The following is a 24,958-nucleotide window of genomic DNA, read 5'->3' on the forward strand; positions in this document are numbered from 1 at the left end:
GCTGCTGAGTTTCAATTATGCTTACAACCATTACATTTTAACAACGGGAGGTCGATTTGATCCCGGACATTTCAGAAGCACTTTCTTGGCTGGAAAAACACCCACTGGCAGTGAAGGGTATTCAGCGTGGAATTGAACGCGAAACATTGCGCGTAACAGCAAACGGACATCTTGCTACAACAGGACACCCAGAAATATTGGGCTCGGCGTTGGCACACCCGTGGATCACGACAGACTTTGCTGAAGCGCTGTTGGAGTTTATTACGCCAGTCGATAAAGATGTCGATCACCTACTGACGTTTCTGCGCGATATTCATCGTCACGTTTCCCGTAATCTGGGTGATGAGAGGATGTGGCCATTTAGCATGCCGTGTTTTATCGACAGTGAGCAAAATATCGAGCTGGCGCAGTATGGCTCATCAAATGCTGGGCGCTTCAAAACGCTTTATCGTGAAGGGCTGAAAAACCGCTATGGCGCGTTGATGCAGACTATTTCCGGCGTGCATTATAACTTCTCTCTTCCGCTGTCATTCTGGCAGGCGCGAGAGGGTATTGCTGATGAAGAAAGCGGGAAAAAAGCCATTTCTGCGGGATACTTCAGACTGATCCGCAACTATTATCGCTTTGGCTGGGTGATCCCTTATCTGTTCGGTGCTTCTCCTGCGATCTGCTCTTCGTTCCTGAAAGGGCGGGAAACCGCGCTGCCGTTTGAGCGTACGGAAAAAGGCATGCTTTATCTTCCTTATGCAACCTCTCTGCGGCTTAGTGATTTAGGCTATACCAATAAATCACAGAGCAATCTGGGGATTACGTTTAACGATTTGGATACCTATGTCGCCGCGTTAAAGCGCGCGATAAAAACGCCATCTGAGGAATATGCCGAGGTTGGTATGAAGAAAGAGGGTCGTTATCTACAATTGAATACGAACGTCTTGCAGATTGAGAACGAGCTGTATGCGCCGATTCGTCCGAAGCGTGTGACGCGTGCGGGTGAAACGCCATCTGATGCGTTGTTGCGTGGCGGAATCGAATATATCGAAGTGCGTTCATTGGATATTAATCCTTTCTCTCCGACTGGGGTGAGTGAAAGCCAGGTGCGTTTCCTGGATTTATTCCTGATCTGGTGTGCGCTGGCTGATGCGCCTGAAATGAGCGCGGATGAGCTACTGTGTACGCGTAAAAACTGGAACCGAGTGATCCTGGAAGGGCGTAAACCTGGTCAAACCGTGGGTATGCGGTGCGAAACCATCCAGCAGCCAATTGCTGAGGTGGGAAAATCTCTGTTTGCGGATTTACGCCGTGTTGCGGAAGTGTTGGACGCGGAAAACGATCAACCGCACTATCAGCAGGTATGTGACGAGCTGCTTGTTGGTTTTGACGATCCAGAAACGACGTTCTCTGGTCGACTATTAACGTTGATGAAGCAAGAAGGCAATGGTAGCGTGGGGCTGAATTTAGCGGAAGAATACCGCAAAATGCTCAGCAGCGAGCCGCTGCAGGTGTTGACGGAAAAACAATTGGCTGCTGCTAGCGAAAACTCCTGGCAGCGTCAACGTCAGATTGAGTCTGAAGATACGATGACTTTTGACGACTATCTGGCGACGCATTAAAAAGAAAAGGCCACAGAAACTGTGGCCAAATAAACATCTCTAATGGGGATGATGATAATAAATGCGCGTCTTTCAGTAAGTCAGACTCGCATAAAAAGGAAAAGTTCTCGGAAACGAGAAAAAATGAATTTTTTCTTTGAGGAGGTGGAATTATGCCGTTACTAGACAGCTTTACCGTTGACCATACTCGTATGGCCGCACCCGCAGTTCGGGTCGCTAAAACCATGAAAACCCCTCATGGCGACAATATCACAGTATTTGACCTGCGCTTCTGTCGTCCGAACATTGAAGTCATGCCAGAGCGTGGTATCCACACGCTAGAGCACCTGTTTGCGGGCTTTATGCGCGATCATTTAAACGGTGATGGCGTTGAAATTATCGACATTTCTCCGATGGGATGCCGTACGGGTTTCTACATGAGCCTTATTGGTACGCCGGATGAGCAACGTGTTGCTGATTCCTGGAAAGCGGCGATGGCTGACGTTCTGAAAGTGACCGATCAGCGTAAAATTCCTGAACTGAACGAATTCCAGTGTGGCACCTATGAGATGCACTCACTGAAAGAAGCGCAGGAAATTGCTCAACACATCGTGGATCGCGATATTGGTATCAACCAAAATGACGATCTGGCGCTGCCGAAAGATAAACTAGCCGAGCTACATATCTAGTTTCCTGGATATGCACAGATAAAAAAAGAGAACCGAAGTGGGTTCTCTTTTTTTTATGCTCGTGAACGCAGTCAGACTGCGAGAAAGTGCTGTATAACCCGGCTGCCAAAGTAGGACAGCGTCAGCATAAGGGCGCCGATCAGGCTGAACCAGACGACGCGTCGTCCCCGCCATCCTTCATGATAATGTCCCCAGAGCAACAGAATATAGATGAACCAGGCAAACAGGGAGAACACGGCCTTGTGCAGATTCTCTTTGTTATCGATCAGGTCATCCATATAGAACAAACCGGTACAAAGCGTTAATGTGAGCAGAATGGCGCCAATCTGCGTAATGTGAAACATCTTGCGCTCAATACCCATCAGCGGCGGCATGTCAGCGGCAAATCCCAGTTTTTTATTCTTGAGCAGATAATCAAGCCAGGCGAGCTGAAGCGCATAAAGGGCAGCAATTAGCAGCGTTGCATAGGAGAAAAGGGCAAGTCCGATATGGATCATCAAACCCGGTGACGCTTCCAGATGTGTAATAAATTCACTCGGCATTAAGCTGGCGAAGGCCAGATTGATCAGCGCAAAGGTATAGACGATAGGAAGAATAAACCAGCCGCGATCGCGCGCGGCGACAATAGTCATAACCGTGCAGATGATGAGGCTGACAAGCGAACCAATATTCAGCAGGCTCAGGTTTTGGCCGACCTGAACATCAAAAATGCGTTGATAGAGCGCCACTGCATGACAAATTAGCGCAGCGCTGGCCGAGAGTATTGCCAGCCGACGATATGCACTGTTCTTGCGTAGCAGACTGGGGATAATCAGTCCAAGGCTGAGTGTGTAGGCGACAAGCGCCACAATAGCGAAAACAGACATACAAATAGGCTATTAAATATCAACTAGGTAAAATAGAGAATCAGTATAGCGTTAGTCGCCGTGGGCACCAACAGTTCTCCGTCAGCAGCGCTGAGATCGTTGTCGCTTTTGTGTATAATCTCTTCCATTCGTGTCGCGCTGGCGGCCTGTCTTACGTTGAGCATGAGATATGTTTGAAAATTTAACCGATCGACTCTCGCGCACATTGCGCAATATCAGCGGCCGCGGGCGGTTGACTGAAGAAAACATCAAAGAAACGCTGCGTGAAGTGCGTATGGCATTGCTGGAAGCCGACGTCGCGTTACCCGTGGTGCGTGACTTTATCAATCGCGTGAAAGAGCGCGCTGTCGGACATGAGGTCAACAAAAGCCTGACGCCGGGCCAAGAATTCGTCAAGATTGTTAAAAATGAACTCGTTAGCGCAATGGGTGAAATCAACGCCGAGCTGAATCTTGCCGCGCAACCGCCTGCGGTTGTTCTGATGGCCGGTCTGCAAGGTGCGGGTAAAACGACCAGCGTAGGTAAGCTGGGTAAATTCCTGCGCGAAAAGCATAAGAAAAAAGTGCTGGTGGTATCAGCTGACGTTTATCGCCCTGCGGCGATAAAACAGTTGGAAACGTTGGCAGAGCAGGTAGGTGTCGATTTCTTCCCGTCAGACGTGCAGGAAAAGCCACTTGCTATCGTAGAACGTGCGTTACAACACGCTAAGCTGAAGTTCTACGATGTCTTGTTAGTCGATACCGCAGGTCGTCTCCACGTTGACGACGCGATGATGGACGAAATCAAGCAGGTTCACGCGGCGATTAAGCCGGTTGAAACGCTGTTTGTGGTTGATGCCATGACGGGGCAGGATGCGGCGAATACGGCGAAAGCCTTTAATGAAGCGCTGCCGCTGACCGGTGTGATCCTCACTAAAATTGATGGTGATGCCCGTGGCGGTGCGGCGTTGTCTATCCGCCATATTACTGGCAAGCCAATTAAATTCCTCGGTGTTGGCGAAAAAACCGAAGCGCTGGAGCCATTCTACCCTGAGCGCGTTGCCTCGCGAATTCTCGGTATGGGCGATGTGCTTTCACTGATTGAAGATATTGAAAGCAAGGTCGATCGTACACAGGCAGAGAAGCTTGCTAATAAACTGAAGAAGGGCGATGGGTTTGATTTGACCGATTTCCTGGACCAGCTCAAGCAGATGCGTAACATGGGCGGCATGGCAAGCATGATGAGCAAAATGCCGGGCATGGGCCAACTGCCTGATAATGTTAAATCACAAATGGATGACAAGGTGTTGGTGCGTATGGAGGCGATCATTAATTCGATGACGCGTCAGGAGCGTGCCAAACCTGAGATTATTAAAGGATCGCGTAAACGTCGTATCGCGCAGGGTTCCGGCATGCAGGTACAGGACGTGAACCGTCTTCTGAAACAATTCGATGATATGCAACGAATGATGAAGAAGATGAAAAACGGCGGTCTAGCGAAAATGATGCGCGGTATGAAAGGGATGATGCCACCTGGATTCCCAGGGCGTTAATCACCGAAATCGATGATGTAGAGAAACTCTTGGCGTGATTATACGCTTTAGATTGCTTTTTGCGCCAAAATGAGTAAAATTTTCGGGCTTTTTATATGACATACTGGGCTCCGTTCCTCGATGGGGCCCAGTTGTTTTATTCACTAAAGAGGATGTTATGGTAACAATTCGTTTGGCACGTGGCGGCGCGAAAAAACGCCCCTTCTATCAAGTAGTCGTGACCGATAGCCGCAATGCGCGTGATGGTCGTTTCATCGAGCGCGTAGGTTTCTTCAACCCAATCGCATCTGGTCAAGCAGAAGCCCTGCGTCTGGATCTGGACCGTATCGAGCATTGGCTTGGTCTGGGTGCAACTGTGTCTGATCGCGTATCTTCGCTGATCAAAGACGCTAAAAAAGCAGCATAACCTGTTGCGGTGGTGATAATGAGCAATCAACTCAGCCCAAAACCTCCCGTTAACCCGATTGTGATGGGGAAGATAGGATCGGCATATGGCATCCGAGGTTGGCTCAGAGTGTTTTCATCCACCGAAGATGCCGAGAGCATTTTTGATTATCAACCTTGGTTCATCCAGAGTAAAAGCGGTTGGCAGCTTGTCGAGATTGAAGGCTGGAAGTATCACAATCAGGATCTGATCATCAAAGTGAAAGGTGCTGATGACCGTGATGCGGCTAATTTACTGACCAATTGTGAAATTGTCGTAGATTCGTCACAACTGCCCGATCTGGGCGAAGGTGATTATTACTGGAAGGATCTTATTGGCTGTCAGGTCGTGACCGTAGCCGGTTACGAGTTAGGTAAAATCATCGATATGATGGAAACCGGCTCGAACGATGTGATGGTAATAAAGGCCAACCTGAAAGATGCCTTCGGAGTCAAGGAACGGCTGGTTCCGTTCCTCACCGAACAGGTTGTTAAGCGCGTCGACCTTTCTGCTCAAATTGTTGAAGTAGATTGGGATCCTGGTTTTTGAACTCTGAATCGATCAGTAGTACCCAGCGGTACGAGACTATGTGGATTGGGGTGATTAGCCTGTTTCCAGAGATGTTCCGTGCGATTACTGATTACGGAGTCACTGGCCGGGCAGTTAAAAATGGCCTGCTGAACGTACAGTATTGGAGTCCTCGCGATTTCACTTACGATCGGCATCGCACCGTGGACGATCGGCCTTATGGCGGCGGCCCCGGAATGTTGATGATGGTGCAACCTTTGCGGGATGCGATCCACGCAGCAAAAGCAGCGGCAGGCGAAGGCGTGAAAGTGATTTATTTATCACCTCAGGGCCGTAAATTAGATCAGCAAGGCGTACATCAACTCGCTACGAACCAGAAAATGATTCTGGTCTGTGGACGGTACGAAGGGATTGATGAGCGCGTAATTAAAACCGAAATCGATGAAGAATGGTCGATAGGGGATTACGTACTCAGCGGTGGGGAACTGCCAGCGATGACCCTGATTGACTCCGTCGCCCGCTTTATACCGGGCGTTCTGGGACATCATGCTTCAGCAGAAGAAGATTCTTTTGCCGATGGGTTGCTGGACTGTCCTCATTTCACTCGCCCTGAAATACTGGAAGGCATGGACGTTCCGGCAGTGTTATTGTCTGGCAACCATGCGGAAATACGCCGCTGGCGATTGAAGCAGTCGCTGGGCCGAACGTGGCTTAGAAGACCTGAACTTCTGAAAAGCCTAGCTCTGACTGACGAGCAAACAAGGTTGCTGGCTGAATTCCAACGTGAATATGAGTCTGAGCAACGAGAGTATTAGATGGTTACGCCAATTTACTGCGCGAACCCAACTATCAGTTTACCTAGGGTAAGAGACATATTATGAGCAACATTATTAAGCAAATCGAAGACGAACAAATGAAGCAGGACGTACCTGCATTTCGTCCGGGTGATTCCGTAGAAGTGAAGGTATGGGTTGTTGAAGGTAGCAAAAAACGTCTGCAGGCATTCGAGGGCGTGGTTATCGCTATTCGTAACCGCGGTCTGCATTCTGCATTCACTGTTCGCAAAATTTCTAACGGCGAAGGCGTGGAGCGTGTATTCCAGACTCACTCTCCGGTTATTGATAGCATTACTGTTAAACGTCGTGGTGCCGTGCGTAAGGCCAAACTGTACTACCTGCGTGAGCGTACTGGTAAGTCTGCTCGTATCAAAGAGCGTCTTAACTAAGATAGCGCTTTCGCAACATCCGAAAGTTGTTATTGATAAGGGGTTTAGCCAAAGGCTAAGCCCTTTTTTGTGCCTGTTGGCAGTAAAAAGCCCACCATCTTGGTGGGCTTAGCTTTCCCTGGTGCCATCATTATTGTTTGAATTTCAGTACCATGATGACATTAGGTGTGGTTATTTTATAAACGTTTATACAGATCAATTTTTCAATATTGATCGGTTACGGCGATCAAAATATCGTGTTGATACCGTTTTTACCCTGTTCAGAACGGCTTATTCGCGATGACCGTGGGGTACATATGCATACGATCGTTAATGAACTGAATATCTGTGAATCCTGCCTGCTCTAGCTGCGACAGTGTTTGTTTGTGTGTACGAAATGCTGTCCATGTTGCACCAATAATGCGTGAGAAAAGCACAGATTGGAGGGCTAGCAATTTTGGATCAGTGTTTATCCATGGGGAATCTTGTGACAGCGTAGGAGGAGGAGTCATAAAGCTGGTTATTAACGTACCTCCAGGTTTCAGCCCAGAGTAGAACACGCGGTAAAGCTCAGTAACTTTGTCATCATCTTGTTCATAGACGTTGAGCCCGTTGCTGGTAATCACATCTGCCTGTGCTGCCAAATCAATTGTCCAGGCATCAGCCAGTACCAACGATATCTTATTTTCCAGCCCTTTCTGACTGGCAAGTTTATAAGCTTCTTCCAGCGCCTGTTTATCTAGATCGATCCCGATTAATTTCACATCTCGATGCCGCGTATAGTCCAACAGCAATAAGTCGGCCATAACACCGCAGGGGACAGATACCATGATAGCGTCGGGGCGCAAGAGTTCTTGAAGCAGACGTTGGAAAATACCAAATCGTTCACGTGTTGCCAAAACGCTGGGGAGCTGTGTGTAGATGATTTCTTCGAGAGGATTAACATAGTGGGCTGGCTGATGTGCTATCACATTATGCGTCCAGTGCGCATTTAACCCGTGATGTTTTAGTAAAAACTGGCCTAGCTCAAGGTGAGAGAAAGCGTCCAGAAGCGCGAGTTGTTCCTCTACGGAAATGCTGGGATGGTCCCCAGACTCGATAATGTTGTTCTTTATCGCAGCGACTCGTTCATCGTGGCTTTCCTGTGATGAGGTAGCGTGTGATAAGAGTCTTGAACTGTTATTTAGAGACGGGTTATGAGGTTTGCTTGAACCGGACATATGAGCACTCCATAATATCAATCGCTATCAGGAATAATAGATTTAACTCTCAGTGAGATATTAATTTTCGTTATCTCAGCATCAGGTTGTTAATAACTTAATGTGATTATTTAATGTGAGCGATAATAGAGGGGAGATATGTCTGACGTATTTCTGTACGAGTACAAAAGTGAGTGGAATTGTTACCAGATGCGATGAACCATAGCGTTTTGCCAGCTAAATTGCTGATGAGTATGGGCCATCGTTTATCTTCGGGAGGATGTTAAGGCAGGCTCTGTTGCCAGCGAGTTCGCAGTATTTCAGCATTCTCTACGCCATCGCAACTGGCGGGAAAGTTTTTCCCTGCTTTTCCCCATTCTTCCATGTTATCTGTACCGCAAAAAGCCGACTGTCCGGCCTGATAGCCACGTAGGTAGGTTTCACGGTCAACTTGAGGGTTACCAAACCATTCCTGCAAAGTGCTATTGTCCTTTACGACCATGCCAGAGATGGCATCCTGATAACCTGTTTCGTACCAGAAGCCCGACTCACTTTTAGCGGGTAGCGACGGGACGTTGCTTTGGCATGCTGTCATTAAAAGAACTACAGCCAAGACATAACTGTATTTCATCATCAAACCTTCAATGTTGCGGCCATTGGCCTGAAGAAGCACCGCATCAGGCGATGCCTAATTTTTCTTTCAGTAACTTGAGATAGCGGCGACTGACGGGGATGTGTTTTCCCGTATGCGTCAATACTTCTGCTGCGCCGTTTTCCATTAACTGGATTTCTTTCAACTGTTCCGTATTAACCATATATTGACGATGGCAACGGACGAAGGGCGTTTTCTCTTCCAGCGTTTTCAGTGAAAGTTGGGTATAGCCGGACTGGCTGACGCCCACGACGTGCACGCCGCTGAGTTCTGAACAAAGATACTCGACTTCCTCAATCTTGAGCAAAAAAATACGATTGTGTCCGTTACAGGGAATATGGCGGAGTAAGGGCTCTGAAATTGCCTGTACGTTTTTATTTACACTAACGCCGCGGCGTAAACGATTTAGCGTTTTACTGAGTCGCTGTGCATCCAGCGGTTTAAGTAAATAGTCAAAAGCATGTTCTTCAAATGCCCTCACTGCGTACTCATCATAGGCTGTCACGAAGACGACATAAGGCATATTTTCTGGATCCAACATGGCGACCAGCTCTAATCCGCTGACCTTTGGCATTTGTATATCCAGAAAGATCACATCGGGTTGCAGCCGGTGGATAGCCGGTATCGCCTCCAGCGCATTGCTGCACTGTGCAATGATGGTGATATCAGGCTCGTTTTCCAGTAGCAGGCTGAGCTCTTCGCGTGCCAGCTGTTCGTCATCGATGATTATGGCTTTCAGCATCCTTCCCCCTTGTTGGCGTGATTCTATCACTATTCACGCCTGGGATTAGCATGGTTGCATCGGGAAGTGATAGAGCAGACAGATATCGTTTTTCTGGCAATATTTAGGGTGGTAATTTTTTATTTACACTAAGTGGATTGAAATCTTTACGGTTCGTGTTATGGTGTAAACATCACGCGTAGGCAGGTTGTACAGACAGTAGTCTTTACAGACGATCGCGAATATACCGAACTTTTCAGGAATGGGATCATGCAAAAAGATTCACTTAACAATATTAATATCAGTGCAGAGCAGGTTTTAATTACTCCCGATGAATTAAAAGCCAAATTTCCGCTTAACGACGCAGAACAGCGCGATATTGCGCAAGCGAGAGCGACCATTGCGGATATCATTCATGGTCGTGATGACCGGTTGCTGATCGTCTGCGGGCCTTGCTCGATTCATGACACGGATGCTGCGCTTGAATACGCGCGCCGCCTGCAGTCGCTTGCCGCTGAATTAAACGATAGCCTCTACATTGTCATGCGTGTTTATTTTGAAAAACCGCGTACCACCGTGGGCTGGAAAGGGCTCATCAACGATCCGTTCATGGATGGTTCATTTGATGTGGAGTCAGGATTGCACATCGCGCGTGAGCTGCTGCTGGAACTGGTGAATATGGGACTGCCGCTGGCGACCGAAGCGCTTGATCCGAACAGCCCGCAGTACCTAGGCGATTTATTCAGCTGGTCGGCTATCGGTGCACGTACAACAGAATCACAAACGCACCGTGAGATGGCTTCCGGCCTGTCGATGCCTGTTGGGTTCAAAAACGGCACGGATGGCAGCCTGGGAACGGCGATCAACGCGATGAGAGCCGCTGCAATGCCGCATCGCTTTGTGGGTATCAATCAAACCGGTCAGGTCTGTCTGCTGCAAACGCAGGGGAACATTGATGGTCATGTGATTCTGCGTGGCGGTAAAAACCCCAACTACAGTGCGCAGGATGTCGCCGAATGTGAAAAACAGATGCAGGAAGCGGGACTGAGACCTGCGCTGATGATAGATTGTAGTCACGGAAATTCGAATAAAGACTACCGCCGTCAGCCACTTGTTGTTGAATCTGCGATTGAACAAATCAAGGCGGGAAATCGTTCCATTATAGGTTTGATGCTGGAAAGCCACCTTAACGAAGGAAGCCAGTCTTCAGAACAGCCGCGTTCAGATATGCGTTACGGTGTATCAGTCACGGATGCCTGTATCAGTTGGGAAAGCACAGAGACGTTGCTGCGTTCCGTTCATCAAGAGCTGAGCGCTGCACGAGTGAAACATTCAGGAGAGTAACAAAATATGGTAGCTGAACTGACCGTATTGCGTGATCAGATAGATGAGGTAGATAAGGAGCTTGTCGCGCTTTTATCACGTCGGTTGCGTTTAGTGGCGGAAGTGGGTGAAGTGAAAAGCCGCCATGGTTTGCCCATCTATGCGCCCGATCGTGAAGCGGCCATGCTCAGCTCACGTCGTAAAGAAGCTGAGTCGATGGGCGTTCCGCCGGATCTTATTGAGGATATCCTGCGGCGTACCATGCGTGAATCCTACACCAGTGAAAACGACAAAGGCTTTAAAACGCTGTGCCCGCAGCTGCGTCCCGTTGTTATCATCGGTGGCCGCGGGCAAATGGGTAATCTGTTTGAGAAAATGCTGACGCTGTCGGGCTATCAGGTGAGGATTCTGGAGCAAGATGACTGGCCGCGCGCGGATGAACTGTTGTCTGATGCCGGCATGGTGATTGTTAGCGTGCCGATTCACGTGACTGAACAGGTGATTGCCCGTCTGCCTGCTTTGCCGGATGACTGTATCTTGGTTGATTTGGCATCGGTAAAAAATGGCCCGCTTCAGGCGATGCTGGCGGTGCATAGTGGCCCGGTACTTGGGTTACACCCTATGTTCGGGCCAGACAGCGGCAGCCTTGCCAAGCAGGTTGTCGTCTATTGTGACGGCCGGCAGCCAGAAGCCTACCAGTGGTTACTGGAACAGATTCAGGTGTGGGGCGCGCGTCTGCATCGTATCAGCGCGGTCGAACACGACCAGAATATGATGTTCATTCAGGCGCTGCGTCACTTCGCGACATTTGCCTATGGTCTGCATTTAGCGGAAGAGAATGTACAGCTTGAACAGCTATTAGCGCTGTCATCGCCAATCTATCGTCTGGAATTGATCATGGTTGGACGGCTGTTTGCGCAGGATCCGCAGCTGTATGCCGATATCATTATGTCTTCAGAGGATAATCTGGCGTTGATTAAGCGTTACTACAAACGTTTTGGCGAGGCGATTGAGCTACTGGAGCAGACGGATAAGGCAGGATTTATCAACAGCTTCAAGAAGGTCGAACACTGGTTTGGCGACTATGCCAAACGTTTTCAGGCGGAGAGCCGTGTGCTTTTGCGTCAGGCAAACGATATTCGTCAATAAGCACGTTTACTATCTTGGTTGTGTTTAAGAAGCCATCCCAGAGATACCAGGATGGCTTTTTCAATTATTCGTTCACATCGACTATTCGTTCACGTCCACGGGTACGACGTTTTCACTCGGGTAGCAGCCCAACACTTTTAATGAGCGGGTGATGGGGGCTAATCCTTTTAGCGCTTTCTGCATGGCATCGCTGCGCAGGTTGGCCTGTACGTCCAGATAGAACATCTCTTCCCACGGGTTACCGTTGATCGGTCTGGATTCCAGCTTGGTCATCACAATGCCGTTATCACGCAATACCAACAGAGCTTCTACCAGCGCACCTGACTGTTGACCTGTTGCCATAATTAGCGTGGTTTTTGCCGGCACTTGTTCCGTCACATCAATGGGCTTGCGTGCTAATACAATGAAGCGGGTGATGTTTTGCGACTGATTTGCCAGATCGTGTTCCAGCACCTGTAGCTGATAAAGCTGACCACCGGCTTCGCTGCCGAGTGCTGCTGCTTTTGGCGAGTTGAGCGCCGCGACTTTTTCCATCGCCGCAGCCGTGCTCTCACAATATTCAATCTTCCAGTGTGGAAAACGATTAATGAAATGGCTGCACTGCTGGAACGGTTGCGGGTGGCTGTAAACCGTTTCGATCTGTTCCAATGATGTATCGGTGGCAACTAAAACGCAGTGATTTATCGGATTGGTTAATTCGCCGACGATGGATAAAGCCGTGTGTTGCAGCAGATCGTAGACATCGTTAATCGAACCAGAGCTGGTGTTTTCAATTGGCAGAACGGCATAGTCCGCTTGCCCTGTTTCCACCATGTTGAAGATGTCCTGAAATTTCTGGCAACCACACTCGATAAATTGTTCGAAGTGTCGCGCGGCATATTGGCGGGCCGCGAGATGGGAATAAGAACCTTTCGGACCGAGAAAGGCAATGCGGGCAGAGTGTGACGTTGTTTGGTTGAGGTGATGCTGTAAGAGTGCCTGCTGCGTCAGTACCGAATCTTCAATGATGAGCTGGAATAAGCGGGTAATGTAGTGACCATCAAGATGATGCTTTTTCCCAGCGGCAGTCAGTTTGTCCAGCAAATCACGCTCACGCTCTTTATCACGGATTGGACGATGCGAATGCAATTTGCTGCGGGCAACGTCCAACGCGAGTTCTCGTCTTTGTGCCAACAATTCAATTAATTGCAGATCCAATGCGCTGATGCGTTCTCGCAGTGCCAGTAATGGGTTGTCTGTCATGATGCTGTTACCTGTCTTATGTTCTTATATAAAAAAAGCCTCCTGGTCAGGAGGCTTTTTTGTTCGTCTTCGTATTCTTGCTCTTACGACGAATCGCCTCCCAACTCAGGGGAAGGTGAAAAAGAATACGAAGAAGAACAGTTTATTTGTCATGTTTACTCGGTTAGTCAGGAAGATATCCAGATTCTGAGTAGGTAAGGTAACTGTTGGCTTTTCATCCTGTCAATACAAAATCGCCGAGCGTAATTTTAAACGAGGTATCGCGTTGGCTCTTTAGGACGTGGGTGACGACGCCTGGAATGCAAAAACGCGCCCTCAGGCGCGTTATATTGAGGTAAAGAGGGCGAGTTACTCTTCTTGAGTCGGCTGGAGATTCGCTTCTTTGACACTAGCTACCGCGCGTCTGGCTTCACCTTTATGCTGGAGTTTGTCCAACTGGCGTTCCAACTTGGCAATCAGCTCGTTGATGGCGGCATACATATCATCATGCTTGGCGCTGGCAACCAGCGGGCCATTTGGCGTACTGATAGTGGCATCGGCCACAAAACCCTGTGGTTCTTTTGACAAAATAATATGTGGGTTAATCAGCTGGGTTTGCCACTTGTCCAGCTTAGAAAGACGGTCTTCGACATGTTGACGAATTGCGGGGGTGATATCCATTTGCTTACTGGTAATATTAATAGTCATACAAACTTACCTCTCTGCCTATGTCCGTCTTGGATAATTTCAGCATACAGTGAGTCGTGACAAAAAGCGTGATGTTGGTCGCTTTTTTTCGTCACTTTTTGTCAAGAAAATGCGATTTGTGAAGCATCATCGGGAATAGGACGGAAGTACTTGAGAGGGCATCTGGCCTGTGCCATTATTGATAGGATGTATTGACGCTACCGCGCTGTTGTTGACTCATGCCAACCTGTTTTTTTGCCCATCTATGCATAACCAACCGGTCTAACCATAAAAACGGCAACCGAAGCTGCCGTCTTGGGCCTGTGTGTCACTTATCGTTTATGCTGGGTTCGCCGCGATGACTTTTACGACTTTATCCGCTTGCGCGGCCAGTTGCAGTTCGCGATAAGCATTCTCCATTAACGGCAGGGCATTTTTTGTTGCCTGGGCATCTGGGTAATCACGCAGCATTTGCTCAACGCGATTAACTACTGCCACATAAGCGCCGCGTTTCGTGTAGTATTGCGCGACAGAAAGTTCATACTTGGCCAGACGCTCTTTGAGGTAAACCAAACGCTTGTTTGCGTCGGTGGCGTATTGGCTGTTCGGATATCCCTGAATGAGCTTACTGAAATCCCGAAATGCGGTACGGGCATACTGCGGATCGCGATCGGAACGATCAACGCCGAAGAAGCCTTGTAACGCACTATCATCCAGCGCCATGTCGGTCAGGCCGCGAATGTACAGGACATAATCCACATTTGGATGGGTTGGGTTGAGTCGCAGGAAGCGGTCAATAGAAGCTTGGGCCAATGGCAGCTCTGCGGATTTGTAATAGGCGTAGATCAAATCCAACTGTACTTGCTGCGAGTAGGGGCCAAAGGGATACCGGTTATCCAGTGCTTCCAACTGCGTGATGGCTGCTTTAAAGTTGCCGTCTTGCAGTTTTTGTTGAGCATTGGCATAGATTTCAGATGGCGGACTATCAGGAACCGCATCTTTGGAATTGCTGGAGCAACCAGCCAGCGCCAGGCTCAACGTGGCGGCAGCCACCAGATATTTCATACGCGTCATGACGTTTTGATTATCCTCAGAATGTTATTCCGGGAGACTGTCCGTGAAGCTCCCGATTTAGACCAGCTACAATAGTACATTATTTTAAACGGCGTCGCCGTCAAAACCCAACGTTAACGAAGAAGCTGCATAATATGGCACAACAAGTACAACTCACCGCAACGGTGGCCGAATCTCAACTCGGACAACGTTTAGATCAGGCTTTGGCCGAATTGTTCCCAGATTATTCACGATCCCGCATAAAAGAGTGGATTCTTGAGAATCGAGTACAGATTAACGGCAATGTCATCAATAAGCCAAAAGAGAAAGTACTTGGCGGCGAATCGGTAGCCATTGATGCATTGATTGAAGAAGAAGCTCGCTGGGAAGCTCAGGATATCAAGCTGGATATCGTGTATGAAGATGAGGATATCCTGGTCATCAATAAACCCAGAGATCTGGTGGTTCACCCCGGTGCGGGTAACCCAGATGGCACGGTATTGAATGCCTTGCTGCATCACTATCCTGAGATTGCCGATGTGCCCCGTGCTGGGATTGTGCACCGACTTGATAAAGATACGACAGGGCTCATGGTGGTCGCGAAAACGGTACCCGCACAGACGCGTTTAGTTGAGGCGCTACAGGCGCGTGAAATTACGCGTGAATATGAAGCCGTGGCGATTGGCTCGATGACCGCGGGTGGTATGGTCGAGCAGCCTATCGCTCGTCACTCAACCAAACGTACTCATATGGCCGTTCACCCCATGGGTAAGCCTGCTGTGACACATTATCGCATCATGGAACATTTCCGTGCGCATACCCGTTTGCGGTTGCGTCTGGAGACGGGGCGCACCCATCAGATTCGCGTGCATATGGCGCATATCAATCATCCTCTGGTTGGTGATCAGCTATACGGTGGCCGTCCGCGCCCGCCAAAAGGCGCTTCGGAGGATTTCATTGAGATGCTGCGTGGGTTCGATCGTCAGGCGCTGCATGCCACTATGTTACGTTTCTACCATCCTATTACGGGCATTCACATGGAATGGCATGCGGAATTGCCACAGGATATGGTCGATCTGATTAATGCGCTGAAGGCCGATACTGAAGCGTTTAAGGATCAGCTCGACTGGTAATATATTCAATACGATAAGTGCCGATTTATAGAGGTGACGGACTATGCTGATATACCCCGACTGGCCTTTGCCAGAAAGTGTGAAATCTTGTAGTACGACGCGTGTTGGCGGACGTAGTGGTGCACCTTATGATTCGCTGAATTTAGGGAATCATGTGGGCGATGAGCCTGCGCACGTTACCGTAAATCGGCAAGCGCTGGTGGAGATGGCTGGCCTTCCCACTATGCCGCATTGGTTGGAACAGGTTCATGGCACCGATGTGATTCGTATTGGCGAGACGTCCCCAACGTCTGTTTGCGGTGATGCCGCTTATACGGATCAGAAAGGGAAGGTCTGTGCGGTGATGACGGCTGACTGCTTGCCCGTGCTTTTTTGTGAAATCAACGGCGACGAAGTCGCTGCCGCCCATGCTGGCTGGCGCGGATTGCACGCGGGAGTATTGGAAGAAACGTTAGCCTGTTTCCGAGCACAACCCGCACAAATTATGGCGTGGCTGGGGCCTGCTATTGGGCCTGATGCCTTTGAGGTCGGTCCTGAAGTCAGGGATGCCTTTATTCAGCATGATATGGCTGCGGCCTCAGCATTTCGGCCTGAAGGAAATAAATTTTTTGCCGATATCTACCAACTGGCAAGTCTGCGCTTACGTGCCGCAGGGATAACGCAAATTTTTGGTGGAAATGCCTGTACTGTGAGTGAGTCTCACAAATTTTTCTCTTATCGGCGTGATGGTGTGACTGGACGTATGGCAAGTTTAATCTGGCTGATATAACCTATTGAATTAAGACGATCCAAGACAAGTAACGTTTAAATCCTGTCACGACTGGCAAAATAACCTTGAAATTTTTGAGGGATGACCTCATTTAATCTCCAGTAGCAATTTTGACCAGTGTACGGGAGGTGTTATGCGTCTGGATCGTCTTACCAACAAATTCCAACTTGCTCTGTCTGATGCCCAGTCTCTTGCCCTTGGGCGCGATCACCAGTTTATTGAACCACTTCATTTGATGAGTGCTTTACTTCATCAGGATGGTGGGACTGTTGGTCCACTTCTGACTGTTGCTGGAGCCAATCTTAATTACCTCAAAGCTGAAATCGACCAGGCAATCACGCGTTTGCCTCAGGTTGAAGGCACTGATGGTGATGTTCAACCTTCGAACGAGTTAGTCCGCGCATTGAATATGTGCGACAAATTTGCGCAAAAGCGTGGCGATACCTTTATTTCCTCGGAACTTTTCGTGCTTGCTGCGTTGGAGTCTCGCGGCACGCTGGGGGATATATTGAAAAAGGCCAGTGTCACGCAGCAAGGTATAACAAACGCCATCGATCAAGTAAGAGGAGGGGATCAAGTGAACGATCAGGGGGCTGAAGATCAGCGCCAGGCATTAAAAAAATTCACGATTGACCTCACGGAACGTGCGGAACAAGGCAAACTCGATCCAGTGATTGGGCGTGATGAGGAAATTCGCCGCACTATTCAGGTTTTGCAACGTCGAACCAAAAATAACCCGGTGTTAATCGGTGAACCCGGCGTGGGTAAAACCGCGATAGTAGAAGGGTTAGCCCAGCGTATCGTTAATGGTGAAGTGCCTGAAGGCCTGAAAAACAAGCGCGTGCTTTCGCTGGATATGGGCGCGCTGGTGGCGGGGGCGAAATATCGTGGTGAGTTTGAAGAACGTTTGAAAGGTGTGCTCAACGATCTGTCTAAACAGGAAGGCAATGTCATTCTGTTTATTGATGAACTCCATACGATGGTGGGGGCAGGTAAAGCCGATGGCGCGATGGATGCCGGCAATATGCTAAAACCCGCGCTGGCTCGTGGTGAGTTGCATTGCGTCGGGGCGACAACGCTCAATGAGTATCGGCAATATATTGAAAAAGATGCGGCCCTTGAGCGCCGTTTCCAGAAAGTGTTTGTCGCTGAACCGACCGTTGAAGACACGATTGCGATTCTTCGCGGGCTGAAAGAGCGCTATGAATTGCACCATCATGTACAAATTACTGACCCAGCAATTGTTGCGGCAGCCATGCTATCCCATCGCTATATCGCGGATCGTCAGTTGCCGGATAAAGCGATTGACCTGATTGATGAGGCGGCATCCAGTATTCGTATTCAGATTGACTCGAAACCAGAGCCCCTTGATCGGCTTGAACGCCGAATCATACAGTTAAAGCTGGAACAGCAGGCGCTGAAAAAAGAATCTGATGAAGCCAGCCAAAAGCGACTTGAATTGCTGAGTGCTGAACTTGACCAAAAAGAGCGTGAATATTCTCAACAAGAAGAAGAGTGGAAAGCAGAAAAAGCATCACTCACGGGAACGCAGAATATTAAAGCGTCTTTAGAGCAGGCGAAAATTGCGCTGGAACAGGCTCGTCGTCAGGGCGATCTGGGAATAATGTCTGAGCTGCAATACGGTAAAATCCCTGAGCTGGAGAAACAGTTGGCAGCAGCAACGCAGCAGGAACGGAAGACGATGCATTTGCTGCGTAATCGAGTAACGGATGTTGAAATCGCTGATGTGCTGGCGCGTTGGACTGGGATTCCTGTTTCTCGCATGTTGGAAAGCGAGAAAGAAAAATTATTACGTATGGAGGATGAACTGCATCAGCGTGTAATCGGTCAGAACGAAGCCGTTGAGGCGGTAGCGAATTCTATTCGCCGTAGTCGGGCTGGGCTATCCGACCCTAACCGTCCGATTGGGGCGTTCCTGTTTCTTGGACCAACCGGTGTTGGGAAAACGGAGCTGTGCAAAACTCTGGCGACTTTCCTCTTCGACAGTGATGACGCCATGGTGCGCATCGATATGTCTGAGTTTATGGAGAAACACTCGGTTTCACGTTTGGTCGGTGCGCCTCCGGGATATGTCGGCTACGAAGAAGGGGGCTATTTAACGGAAGCGGTGCGTCGTCGTCCTTATTCGGTTATTTTGCTGGATGAGATCGAAAAGGCACACCCTGATGTATTCAATATCCTACTTCAGGTATTGGATGATGGCCGCCTTACTGATGGCCAGGGCAGAACGGTCGACTTCCGTAATACTGTGGTCATTATGACGTCAAACTTGGGCTCTGACCTTATTCAGGAACGTTTTGGTGAGCGTAGCTATACCGGAATGAGAGATATGGTACTTGAAGTTGTTAGCCACAGTTTCCGCCCTGAATTTATTAACCGTATCGATGAGGTCGTGGTATTCCACCCATTGGGAAGGGCGCATATTACGTCGATCGCACAAATTCAACTTCAGAGACTATACAAACGTCTTGAAGAGCGCGGATATAGCGTCACGATTACGGATGCAGCTTTAGATATGCTCGGGGAAATCGGGTTTGATCCTGTCTATGGTGCGCGTCCGCTTAAAAGAGCGATACAGCAACTGATAGAGAACCCACTCGCTCAGCAGATGCTGGGGGGGAAATTGATACCTGGTAAACCGATCACATTAGATATTGAAGGCGAACAGATAGTCGCTCGGCAAGAATAATGTGAGTGAACGGGTAAGCGATCAACGGGGGCATTCGTTAATGGATGCTCCCGTTTTCACATTATGAGCTCAGGTTGTATTCACTTTTTGTATGTGAAGTGTGCGAAATGGTGTCTTTTGGCTTGTTTTTGAACGGTTGGAAAATAATTTGCATTTAGCGCTTGTCAGTGGCCGAGAAGTCCCTATAATGCGCCTCCACTGACACGGCAACAGCGACTTACGAAGTTGGTGTGACAGAAAAAGATTCACCGAAGGCGGTCAGTAATGACTTGACTTCACAGCGGAAAAGCATAATATATGCGGCCCGCGCCACGGAAGATGTGGCACTGCTCTTTAACAATTTAATCAGACAATCTGTGTGGGCACTCACAAGACCGTATCTTAACGATATAAAAAAGTCTTGAAGAGTGAACAACAGTAAATTCATTACGAATAAACAGTTACTAATTCTTTGAGCATCGCTGACGAGTTCAGCAAATCAAACAAATCTTAAATTGAAGAGTTTGATCATGGCTCAGATTGAACGCTGGCGGCAGGCCTAACACATGCAAGTCGAGCGGTAGCACAGGAGAGCTTGCTCTCTGGGTGACGAGCGGCGGACGGGTGAGTAATGTCTGGGAAACTGCCTGATGGAGGGGGATAACTACTGGAAACGGTAGCTAATACCGCATAACGTCTTCGGACCAAAGAGGGGGACCTTAGGGCCTCTCGCCATCGGATGTGCCCAGATGGGATTAGCTAGTAGGTGAGGTAATGGCTCACCTAGGCGACGATCCCTAGCTGGTCTGAGAGGATGACCAGCCACACTGGAACTGAGACACGGTCCAGACTCCTACGGGAGGCAGCAGTGGGGAATATTGCACAATGGGCGCAAGCCTGATGCAGCCATGCCGCGTGTGTGAAGAAGGCCTTCGGGTTGTAAAGCACTTTCAGCGGGGAGGAAGGCGATGAGGTTAATAACCTTATCGATTGACGTTACCCGCAGAAGAAGCACCGGCTAACTCCGTGCCAGCAGCCGCGGTAATACGGAGGGTGCAAGCGTTAATCGGAATGACTGGGCGTAAAGCGCACGCAGGCGGTCTGTTAAGTTGGATGTGAAATCCCCGGGCTTAACCTGGGAACTGCATTCAAAACTGACAGGCTAGAGTCTTGTAGAGGGGGTAGAATTCCAGGTGTAGCGGTGAAATGCGTAGAGATCTGGAGGAATACCGGTGGCGAAGGCGGCCCCCTGGACAAAGACTGACGCTCAGGTGCGAAAGCGTGGGGAGCAAACAGGATTAGATACCCTGGTAGTCCACGCTGTAAACGATGTCGATTTGGAGGTTGTGCCCTTGAGGCGTGGCTTCCGGAGCTAACGCGTTAAATCGACCGCCTGGGGAGTACGGCCGCAAGGTTAAAACTCAAATGAATTGACGGGGGCCCGCACAAGCGGTGGAGCATGTGGTTTAATTCGATGCAACGCGAAGAACCTTACCTACTCTTGACATCCAGAGAACTTAGCAGAGATGCTTTGGTGCCTTCGGGAACTCTGAGACAGGTGCTGCATGGCTGTCGTCAGCTCGTGTTGTGAAATGTTGGGTTAAGTCCCGCAACGAGCGCAACCCTTATCCTTTGTTGCCAGCGATTCGGTCGGGAACTCAAAGGAGACTGCCGGTGATAAACCGGAGGAAGGTGGGGATGACGTCAAGTCATCATGGCCCTTACGAGTAGGGCTACACACGTGCTACAATGGCGTATACAAAGAGAAGCGACCTCGCGAGAGCAAGCGGACCTCATAAAGTACGTCGTAGTCCGGATTGAGTCTGCAACTCGACTCCATGAAGTCGGAATCGCTAGTAATCGTAGATCAGAATGCTACGGTGAATACGTTCCCGGGCCTTGTACACACCGCCCGTCACACCATGGGAGTGGGTTGCAAAAGAAGTAGGTAGCTTAACCTTCGGGAGGGCGCTTACCACTTTGTGATTCATGACTGGGGTGAAGTCGTAACAAGGTAACCGTAGGGGAACCTGCGGTTGGATCACCTCCTTACCAAGAAGATGTGCGTTAAGTGAAGTGCTCACACAGATTGTCTGATGAAAATACTGAGCAAGCGCACCTGTTGATGCGATGAGTGTAAACTCATGCTGACGCGAGCGTGCCAGGTTTATGACCTGGTGCGGATTTTTCGTGTCCCCATCGTCTAGAGGCCTAGGACACTGCCCTTTCACGGCTGTAACAGGGGTTCGAATCCCCTTGGGGACGCCAATCCGATAATGAGTGAAAGACATTATCATGAATATCTTAAAGATGATTCTTCGGAGTCATGTTTACGATATTGCTCTTTAACAATCTGGAACAAGCTGAAAATTGAAACATGACAGCTGAACATGCATGACAGCCTTCGGGTGTGTCATGGTGAGTCAGTCTGTCAATGAGTCTCTCAAATAATCGCAGCGCGACAGTGACTTTGATTTATCAAAGACACCTTCGGGTTGTGAGGTTAAGCGACTAAGCGTACACGGTGGATGCCTAGGCAGTCAGAGGCGATGAAGGGCGTGCTAATCTGCGATAAGCGTCGGTAAGCTGATATGAAGCGTTATACCCGACGATACCCGAATGGGGAAACCCAGTGTGTTTCGACACACTATCATTATGTGAATACATAGCATAATGAGGCGAACCGGGGGAACTGAAACATCTCAGTACCCCGAGGAAAAGAAATCAACCGAGATTCCCCCAGTAGCGGCGAGCGAACGGGGAGGAGCCCAGAACCTGAATCAGTTTGTGTGTTAGTGGAAGCGTCTGGAAAGTCGCACAGTAAAGGGTGATAGTCCCGTACACAAAAATGCACAAGGTGTGAGTTCGATGAGTAGGGCGGGACACGTGACATCCTGTCTGAATATGGGGGACCATCCTCCAAGGCTAAATACTCCTGACTGACCGATAGTGAACCAGTACCGTGAGGGAAAGGCGAAAAGAACCCCGGCGAGGGGAGTGAAATAGAACCTGAAACCGTGTACGTACAAGCAGTGGGAGCCTACTCGTTAGGTGACTGCGTACCTTTTGTATAATGGGTCAGCGACTTATATTCTGTAGCAAGGTTAACCGAATAGGGGAGCCGCAGGGAAACCGAGTCTTAACTGGGCGTTAAGTTGCAGGGTATAGACCCGAAACCCGGTGATCTAGCCATGGGCAGGTTGAAGGTTGGGTAACACTAACTGGAGGACCGAACCGACTAATGTTGAAAAATTAGCGGATGACTTGTGGCTGGGGGTGAAAGGCCAATCAAACCGGGAGATAGCTGGTTCTCCCCGAAAGCTATTTAGGTAGCGCCTCGTGAATTCATCTTCGGGGGTAGAGCACTGTTTCGGCTAGGGGGTCATCCCGACTTACCAACCCGATGCAAACTCCGAATACCGAAGAATGTTATCACGGGAGACACACGGCGGGTGCTAACGTTCGTCGTGAAGAGGGAAACAACCCAGACCGCCAGCTAAGGTCCCAAAGTCATGGTTAAGTGGGAAACGATGTGGGAAGGCATAGACAGCCAGGATGTTGGCTTAGAAGCAGCCATCATTTAAAGAAAGCGTAATAGCTCACTGGTCGAGTCGGCCTGCGCGGAAGATGTAACGGGGCTAAACCATGCACCGAAGCTGCGGCAGCGACACTTAGGTGTTGTTGGGTAGGGGAGCGTTCTGTAAGCCGTCGAAGGTGGCCTGTGAGGGCTGCTGGAGGTATCAGAAGTGCGAATGCTGACATAAGTAACGATAATGCGGGTGAAAAACCCGCACGCCGGAAGACCAAGGGTTCCTGTCCAACGTTAATCGGGGCAGGGTGAGTCGACCCCTAAGGCGAGGCTGAAAAGCGTAGTCGATGGGAAACAGGTTAATATTCCTGTACTCGGTGTTACTGCGAAGGGGGACGGAGAAAGCTAGGTTATCCGGGCGACGGTTGTCCCGGTTTAAGCGTGAAGGTGGATGACCTTGGTAAATCCGGGTCGTCATTAACACTGAGGCGTGATGACGAGTCACTACGGTGATGAAGTAACCGATGCTACGCTTCCAGGAAAAGCCTCTAAGCTCCAGGTAACATCAAATCGTACCCCAAACCGACACAGGTGGTCAGGTAGAGAATACTCAGGCGCTTGAGAGAACTCGGGTGAAGGAACTAGGCAAAATGGTGCCGTAACTTCGGGAGAAGGCACGCTGATGGTAAGTGAAGTGACGTGCTCACGGAGCTGAAATCAGTCGAAGATACCAGCTGGCTGCAACTGTTTAATAAAAACACAGCACTGTGCAAACACGAAAGTGGACGTATACGGTGTGACGCCTGCCCGGTGCCGGAAGGTTAATTGATGGGGTCAGCCGCAAGGCGAAGCTCTTGATCGAAGCCCCGGTAAACGGCGGCCGTAACTATAACGGTCCTAAGGTAGCGAAATTCCTTGTCGGGTAAGTTCCGACCTGCACGAATGGCGTAATGATGGCCAGGCTGTCTCCACCCGAGACTCAGTGAAATTGAACTCGCTGTGAAGATGCAGTGTACCCGCGGCAAGACGGAAAGACCCCGTGAACCTTTACTATAGCTTGACACTGAACCTTGAGCCTTGATGTGTAGGATAGGTGGGAGGCTTTGAAGCGTGGACGCCAGTCTGCGTGGAGCCGACCTTGAAATACCACCCTTTAATGTTTGATGTTCTAACGTGGGCCCGTAATCCGGGTTGCGGACAGTGTCTGGTGGGTAGTTTGACTGGGGCGGTCTCCTCCCAAAGCGTAACGGAGGAGCACGAAGGTTAGCTAATCCTGGTCGGACATCAGGAGGTTAGTGCAAAGGCATAAGCTAGCTTGACTGCGAGAGTGACAGCTCGAGCAGGTGCGAAAGCAGGTCTTAGTGATCCGGTGGTTCTGAATGGAAGGGCCATCGCTCAACGGATAAAAGGTACTCCGGGGATAACAGGCTGATACCGCCCAAGAGTTCATATCGACGGCGGTGTTTGGCACCTCGATGTCGGCTCATCACATCCTGGGGCTGAAGTAGGTCCCAAGGGTATGGCTGTTCGCCATTTAAAGTGGTACGCGAGCTGGGTTTAGAACGTCGTGAGACAGTTCGGTCCCTATCTGCCGTGGGCGTTGGAAGATTGAGAGGGGTTGCTCCTAGTACGAGAGGACCGGAGTGAACGCACCACTGGTGTTCGGGTTGTGATGCCAATTGCATTGCCCGGTAGCTAAGTGCGGAAGAGATAACCGCTGAAAGCATCTAAGCGGGAAACTTGCCTCGAGATGAGTCTTCCCTGGGCACTAGATGCCCCTGAAGGGCCGTTGAAGACGACGACGTAGATAGGCTGGGTGTGTAAGCGTAGCGATACGTTGAGCTAACCAGTACTAATGACCCGAGAGGCTTAACCTTACAACACCGAAGGTGTTTTAAAGACTCATAGAGAACGATATTCAGCTTGTTTAGAGATTGGTTCTGGTGGTTACGGAGATGAAAGAGAAAGTCATGTAAAGTAACGGCTGGAATGAAACAGAATT

19 protein-coding genes, 1 tRNA gene, 2 rRNA genes and 1 other annotated feature are annotated in these 24,958 nt (G+C 49.5%); of the genes, 15 read left to right on the top strand and 7 right to left on the bottom strand.

The window, feature by feature from the left end; genetic code table 11:
• Positions 1-56 precede the first annotated feature (56 nt).
• Both gshA and luxS read left to right on the top strand, forming a co-directional pair.
• Positions 57-1,610, top strand: a complete 1,554-nt coding sequence (gene gshA, locus IG609_RS04860) for a glutamate--cysteine ligase (protein WP_193399561.1) — start codon at positions 57-59, stop codon at positions 1,608-1,610.
• A 152-nt stretch (positions 1,611-1,762) separates the two neighbouring features.
• Positions 1,763-2,278 (top strand): S-ribosylhomocysteine lyase, encoded by a 516-nt coding sequence (luxS, locus tag IG609_RS04865; RefSeq protein WP_193399562.1) that lies wholly within the window; start codon positions 1,763-1,765, stop codon positions 2,276-2,278.
• A 71-nt stretch (positions 2,279-2,349) separates the two neighbouring features.
• Here luxS and IG609_RS04870 read toward each other — a convergent pair whose 3' ends face one another.
• Entirely contained in the window at positions 2,350-3,144 is a 795-nt protein-coding gene (locus IG609_RS04870; RefSeq protein ID WP_193399563.1) for a cytochrome C assembly family protein, read from the bottom strand.
• A 169-nt stretch (positions 3,145-3,313) separates the two neighbouring features.
• Between IG609_RS04870 and ffh the strand changes: the two genes are divergently transcribed.
• The 5 genes from ffh (at position 3,314) to rplS (ending at position 6,852) form a co-directional block, all read left to right on the top strand.
• On the top strand, positions 3,314-4,675 hold the full coding sequence (gene ffh, locus IG609_RS04875) for a signal recognition particle protein (RefSeq protein WP_102119001.1): 1,362 nt from the start codon (positions 3,314-3,316) through the stop codon (positions 4,673-4,675).
• A 157-nt stretch (positions 4,676-4,832) separates the two neighbouring features.
• Positions 4,833-5,081, top strand: a complete 249-nt coding sequence (gene rpsP / locus IG609_RS04880) for a 30S ribosomal protein S16 (protein ID WP_010285998.1) — start codon at positions 4,833-4,835, stop codon at positions 5,079-5,081.
• A gap of 18 nt (positions 5,082-5,099) precedes the next feature.
• The gene (rimM, locus tag IG609_RS04885; protein ID WP_193399564.1) at positions 5,100-5,648 is read left to right on the top strand and encodes a ribosome maturation factor RimM; all 549 of its coding nucleotides are present in this window, start codon (positions 5,100-5,102) and stop codon (positions 5,646-5,648) included.
• A gap of 38 nt (positions 5,649-5,686) precedes the next feature.
• Positions 5,687-6,442 carry a tRNA (guanosine(37)-N1)-methyltransferase TrmD gene (gene trmD, locus IG609_RS04890; RefSeq protein WP_193399565.1) on the top strand — a complete coding sequence of 252 codons (756 nt, stop codon included), beginning with the start codon at positions 5,687-5,689 and terminating at the stop codon, positions 6,440-6,442.
• A 62-nt stretch (positions 6,443-6,504) separates the two neighbouring features.
• Positions 6,505-6,852, top strand: a complete 348-nt coding sequence (gene rplS, locus IG609_RS04895; protein ID WP_039483928.1) for a 50S ribosomal protein L19 — start codon at positions 6,505-6,507, stop codon at positions 6,850-6,852.
• Between the two features lie 260 nt (positions 6,853-7,112).
• Here the strand turns inward: rplS and IG609_RS04900 are convergent, their stop codons facing one another.
• The 3 genes from IG609_RS04900 to btsR all read right to left on the bottom strand — a co-directional run bounded on the left by IG609_RS04900 (position 7,113) and on the right by btsR (position 9,424).
• Positions 7,113-8,051, bottom strand: coding sequence for a class I SAM-dependent methyltransferase (locus IG609_RS04900; RefSeq protein ID WP_193399566.1), 939 nt, complete (start codon positions 8,049-8,051; stop codon positions 7,113-7,115).
• A gap of 262 nt (positions 8,052-8,313) precedes the next feature.
• Positions 8,314-8,625 carry a DUF2799 domain-containing protein gene (locus IG609_RS04905; protein WP_431041052.1) on the bottom strand — a complete coding sequence of 104 codons (312 nt, stop codon included), beginning with the start codon at positions 8,623-8,625 and terminating at the stop codon, positions 8,314-8,316.
• 82 nt (positions 8,626-8,707) lie between these two features.
• Positions 8,708-9,424 carry a two-component system response regulator BtsR gene (gene btsR / locus IG609_RS04910; RefSeq protein WP_193399568.1) on the bottom strand — a complete coding sequence of 239 codons (717 nt, stop codon included), beginning with the start codon at positions 9,422-9,424 and terminating at the stop codon, positions 8,708-8,710.
• 249 nt (positions 9,425-9,673) lie between these two features.
• On the opposite strand from btsR, the gene IG609_RS04915 reads away from it, so the two are divergent.
• Together IG609_RS04915 and tyrA are read left to right on the top strand one after the other, a co-directional pair.
• The gene (locus IG609_RS04915; RefSeq protein ID WP_193399569.1) at positions 9,674-10,747 is read left to right on the top strand and encodes a 3-deoxy-7-phosphoheptulonate synthase; all 1,074 of its coding nucleotides are present in this window, start codon (positions 9,674-9,676) and stop codon (positions 10,745-10,747) included.
• Positions 10,748-10,753: 6 nt separating this feature from the next.
• Entirely contained in the window at positions 10,754-11,875 is a 1,122-nt protein-coding gene (tyrA, locus tag IG609_RS04920) for a bifunctional chorismate mutase/prephenate dehydrogenase (RefSeq protein ID WP_116156569.1), read from the top strand.
• An 81-nt stretch (positions 11,876-11,956) separates the two neighbouring features.
• Here tyrA and pheA read toward each other — a convergent pair whose 3' ends face one another.
• The 3 genes from pheA to bamD form a co-directional block, all read right to left on the bottom strand.
• Positions 11,957-13,117, bottom strand: a complete 1,161-nt coding sequence (gene pheA / locus IG609_RS04925) for a bifunctional chorismate mutase/prephenate dehydratase (protein ID WP_102118996.1) — start codon at positions 13,115-13,117, stop codon at positions 11,957-11,959.
• 28 nt (positions 13,118-13,145) lie between these two features.
• Positions 13,146-13,271: a sequence feature (Phe leader region), on the bottom strand.
• 194 nt (positions 13,272-13,465) lie between these two features.
• On the bottom strand, positions 13,466-13,804 hold the full coding sequence (raiA, locus tag IG609_RS04930) for a ribosome-associated translation inhibitor RaiA (RefSeq protein WP_102118995.1): 339 nt from the start codon (positions 13,802-13,804) through the stop codon (positions 13,466-13,468).
• Between the two features lie 318 nt (positions 13,805-14,122).
• Positions 14,123-14,857: an outer membrane protein assembly factor BamD gene (gene bamD, locus IG609_RS04935; protein WP_102118994.1), complete on the bottom strand. Its 735-nt coding sequence runs from the start codon at positions 14,855-14,857 to the stop codon at positions 14,123-14,125.
• A 134-nt stretch (positions 14,858-14,991) separates the two neighbouring features.
• On the opposite strand from bamD, the gene rluD reads away from it, so the two are divergent.
• The 6 genes from rluD to IG609_RS04965 all read left to right on the top strand — a co-directional run bounded on the left by rluD (position 14,992) and on the right by IG609_RS04965 (position 24,833).
• Entirely contained in the window at positions 14,992-15,969 is a 978-nt protein-coding gene (rluD, locus tag IG609_RS04940; protein WP_193399570.1) for a 23S rRNA pseudouridine(1911/1915/1917) synthase RluD, read from the top strand.
• Positions 15,970-16,012: 43 nt separating this feature from the next.
• On the top strand, positions 16,013-16,738 hold the full coding sequence (yfiH, locus tag IG609_RS04945) for a purine nucleoside phosphorylase YfiH (protein ID WP_193399571.1): 726 nt from the start codon (positions 16,013-16,015) through the stop codon (positions 16,736-16,738).
• A gap of 133 nt (positions 16,739-16,871) precedes the next feature.
• Positions 16,872-19,448 (top strand): ATP-dependent chaperone ClpB, encoded by a 2,577-nt coding sequence (gene clpB / locus IG609_RS04950; RefSeq protein WP_193399572.1) that lies wholly within the window; start codon positions 16,872-16,874, stop codon positions 19,446-19,448.
• Positions 19,449-19,939: 491 nt separating this feature from the next.
• Positions 19,940-21,479: ribosomal RNA gene (locus tag IG609_RS04955) — 16S ribosomal RNA — on the top strand.
• Positions 21,480-21,619: 140 nt separating this feature from the next.
• Positions 21,620-21,695 (top strand) — tRNA-Glu (locus tag IG609_RS04960).
• A 233-nt stretch (positions 21,696-21,928) separates the two neighbouring features.
• Positions 21,929-24,833, top strand: a 23S ribosomal RNA gene (locus IG609_RS04965).
• The 16S and 23S rRNA genes sit together here with 1 tRNA gene alongside, the layout of an rRNA operon.
• Positions 24,834-24,958 lie beyond the last annotated feature (125 nt).

The organism is Pectobacterium quasiaquaticum (assembly GCF_014946775.2).
GTDB lineage: Bacteria > Pseudomonadota > Gammaproteobacteria > Enterobacterales > Enterobacteriaceae > Pectobacterium > Pectobacterium aquaticum.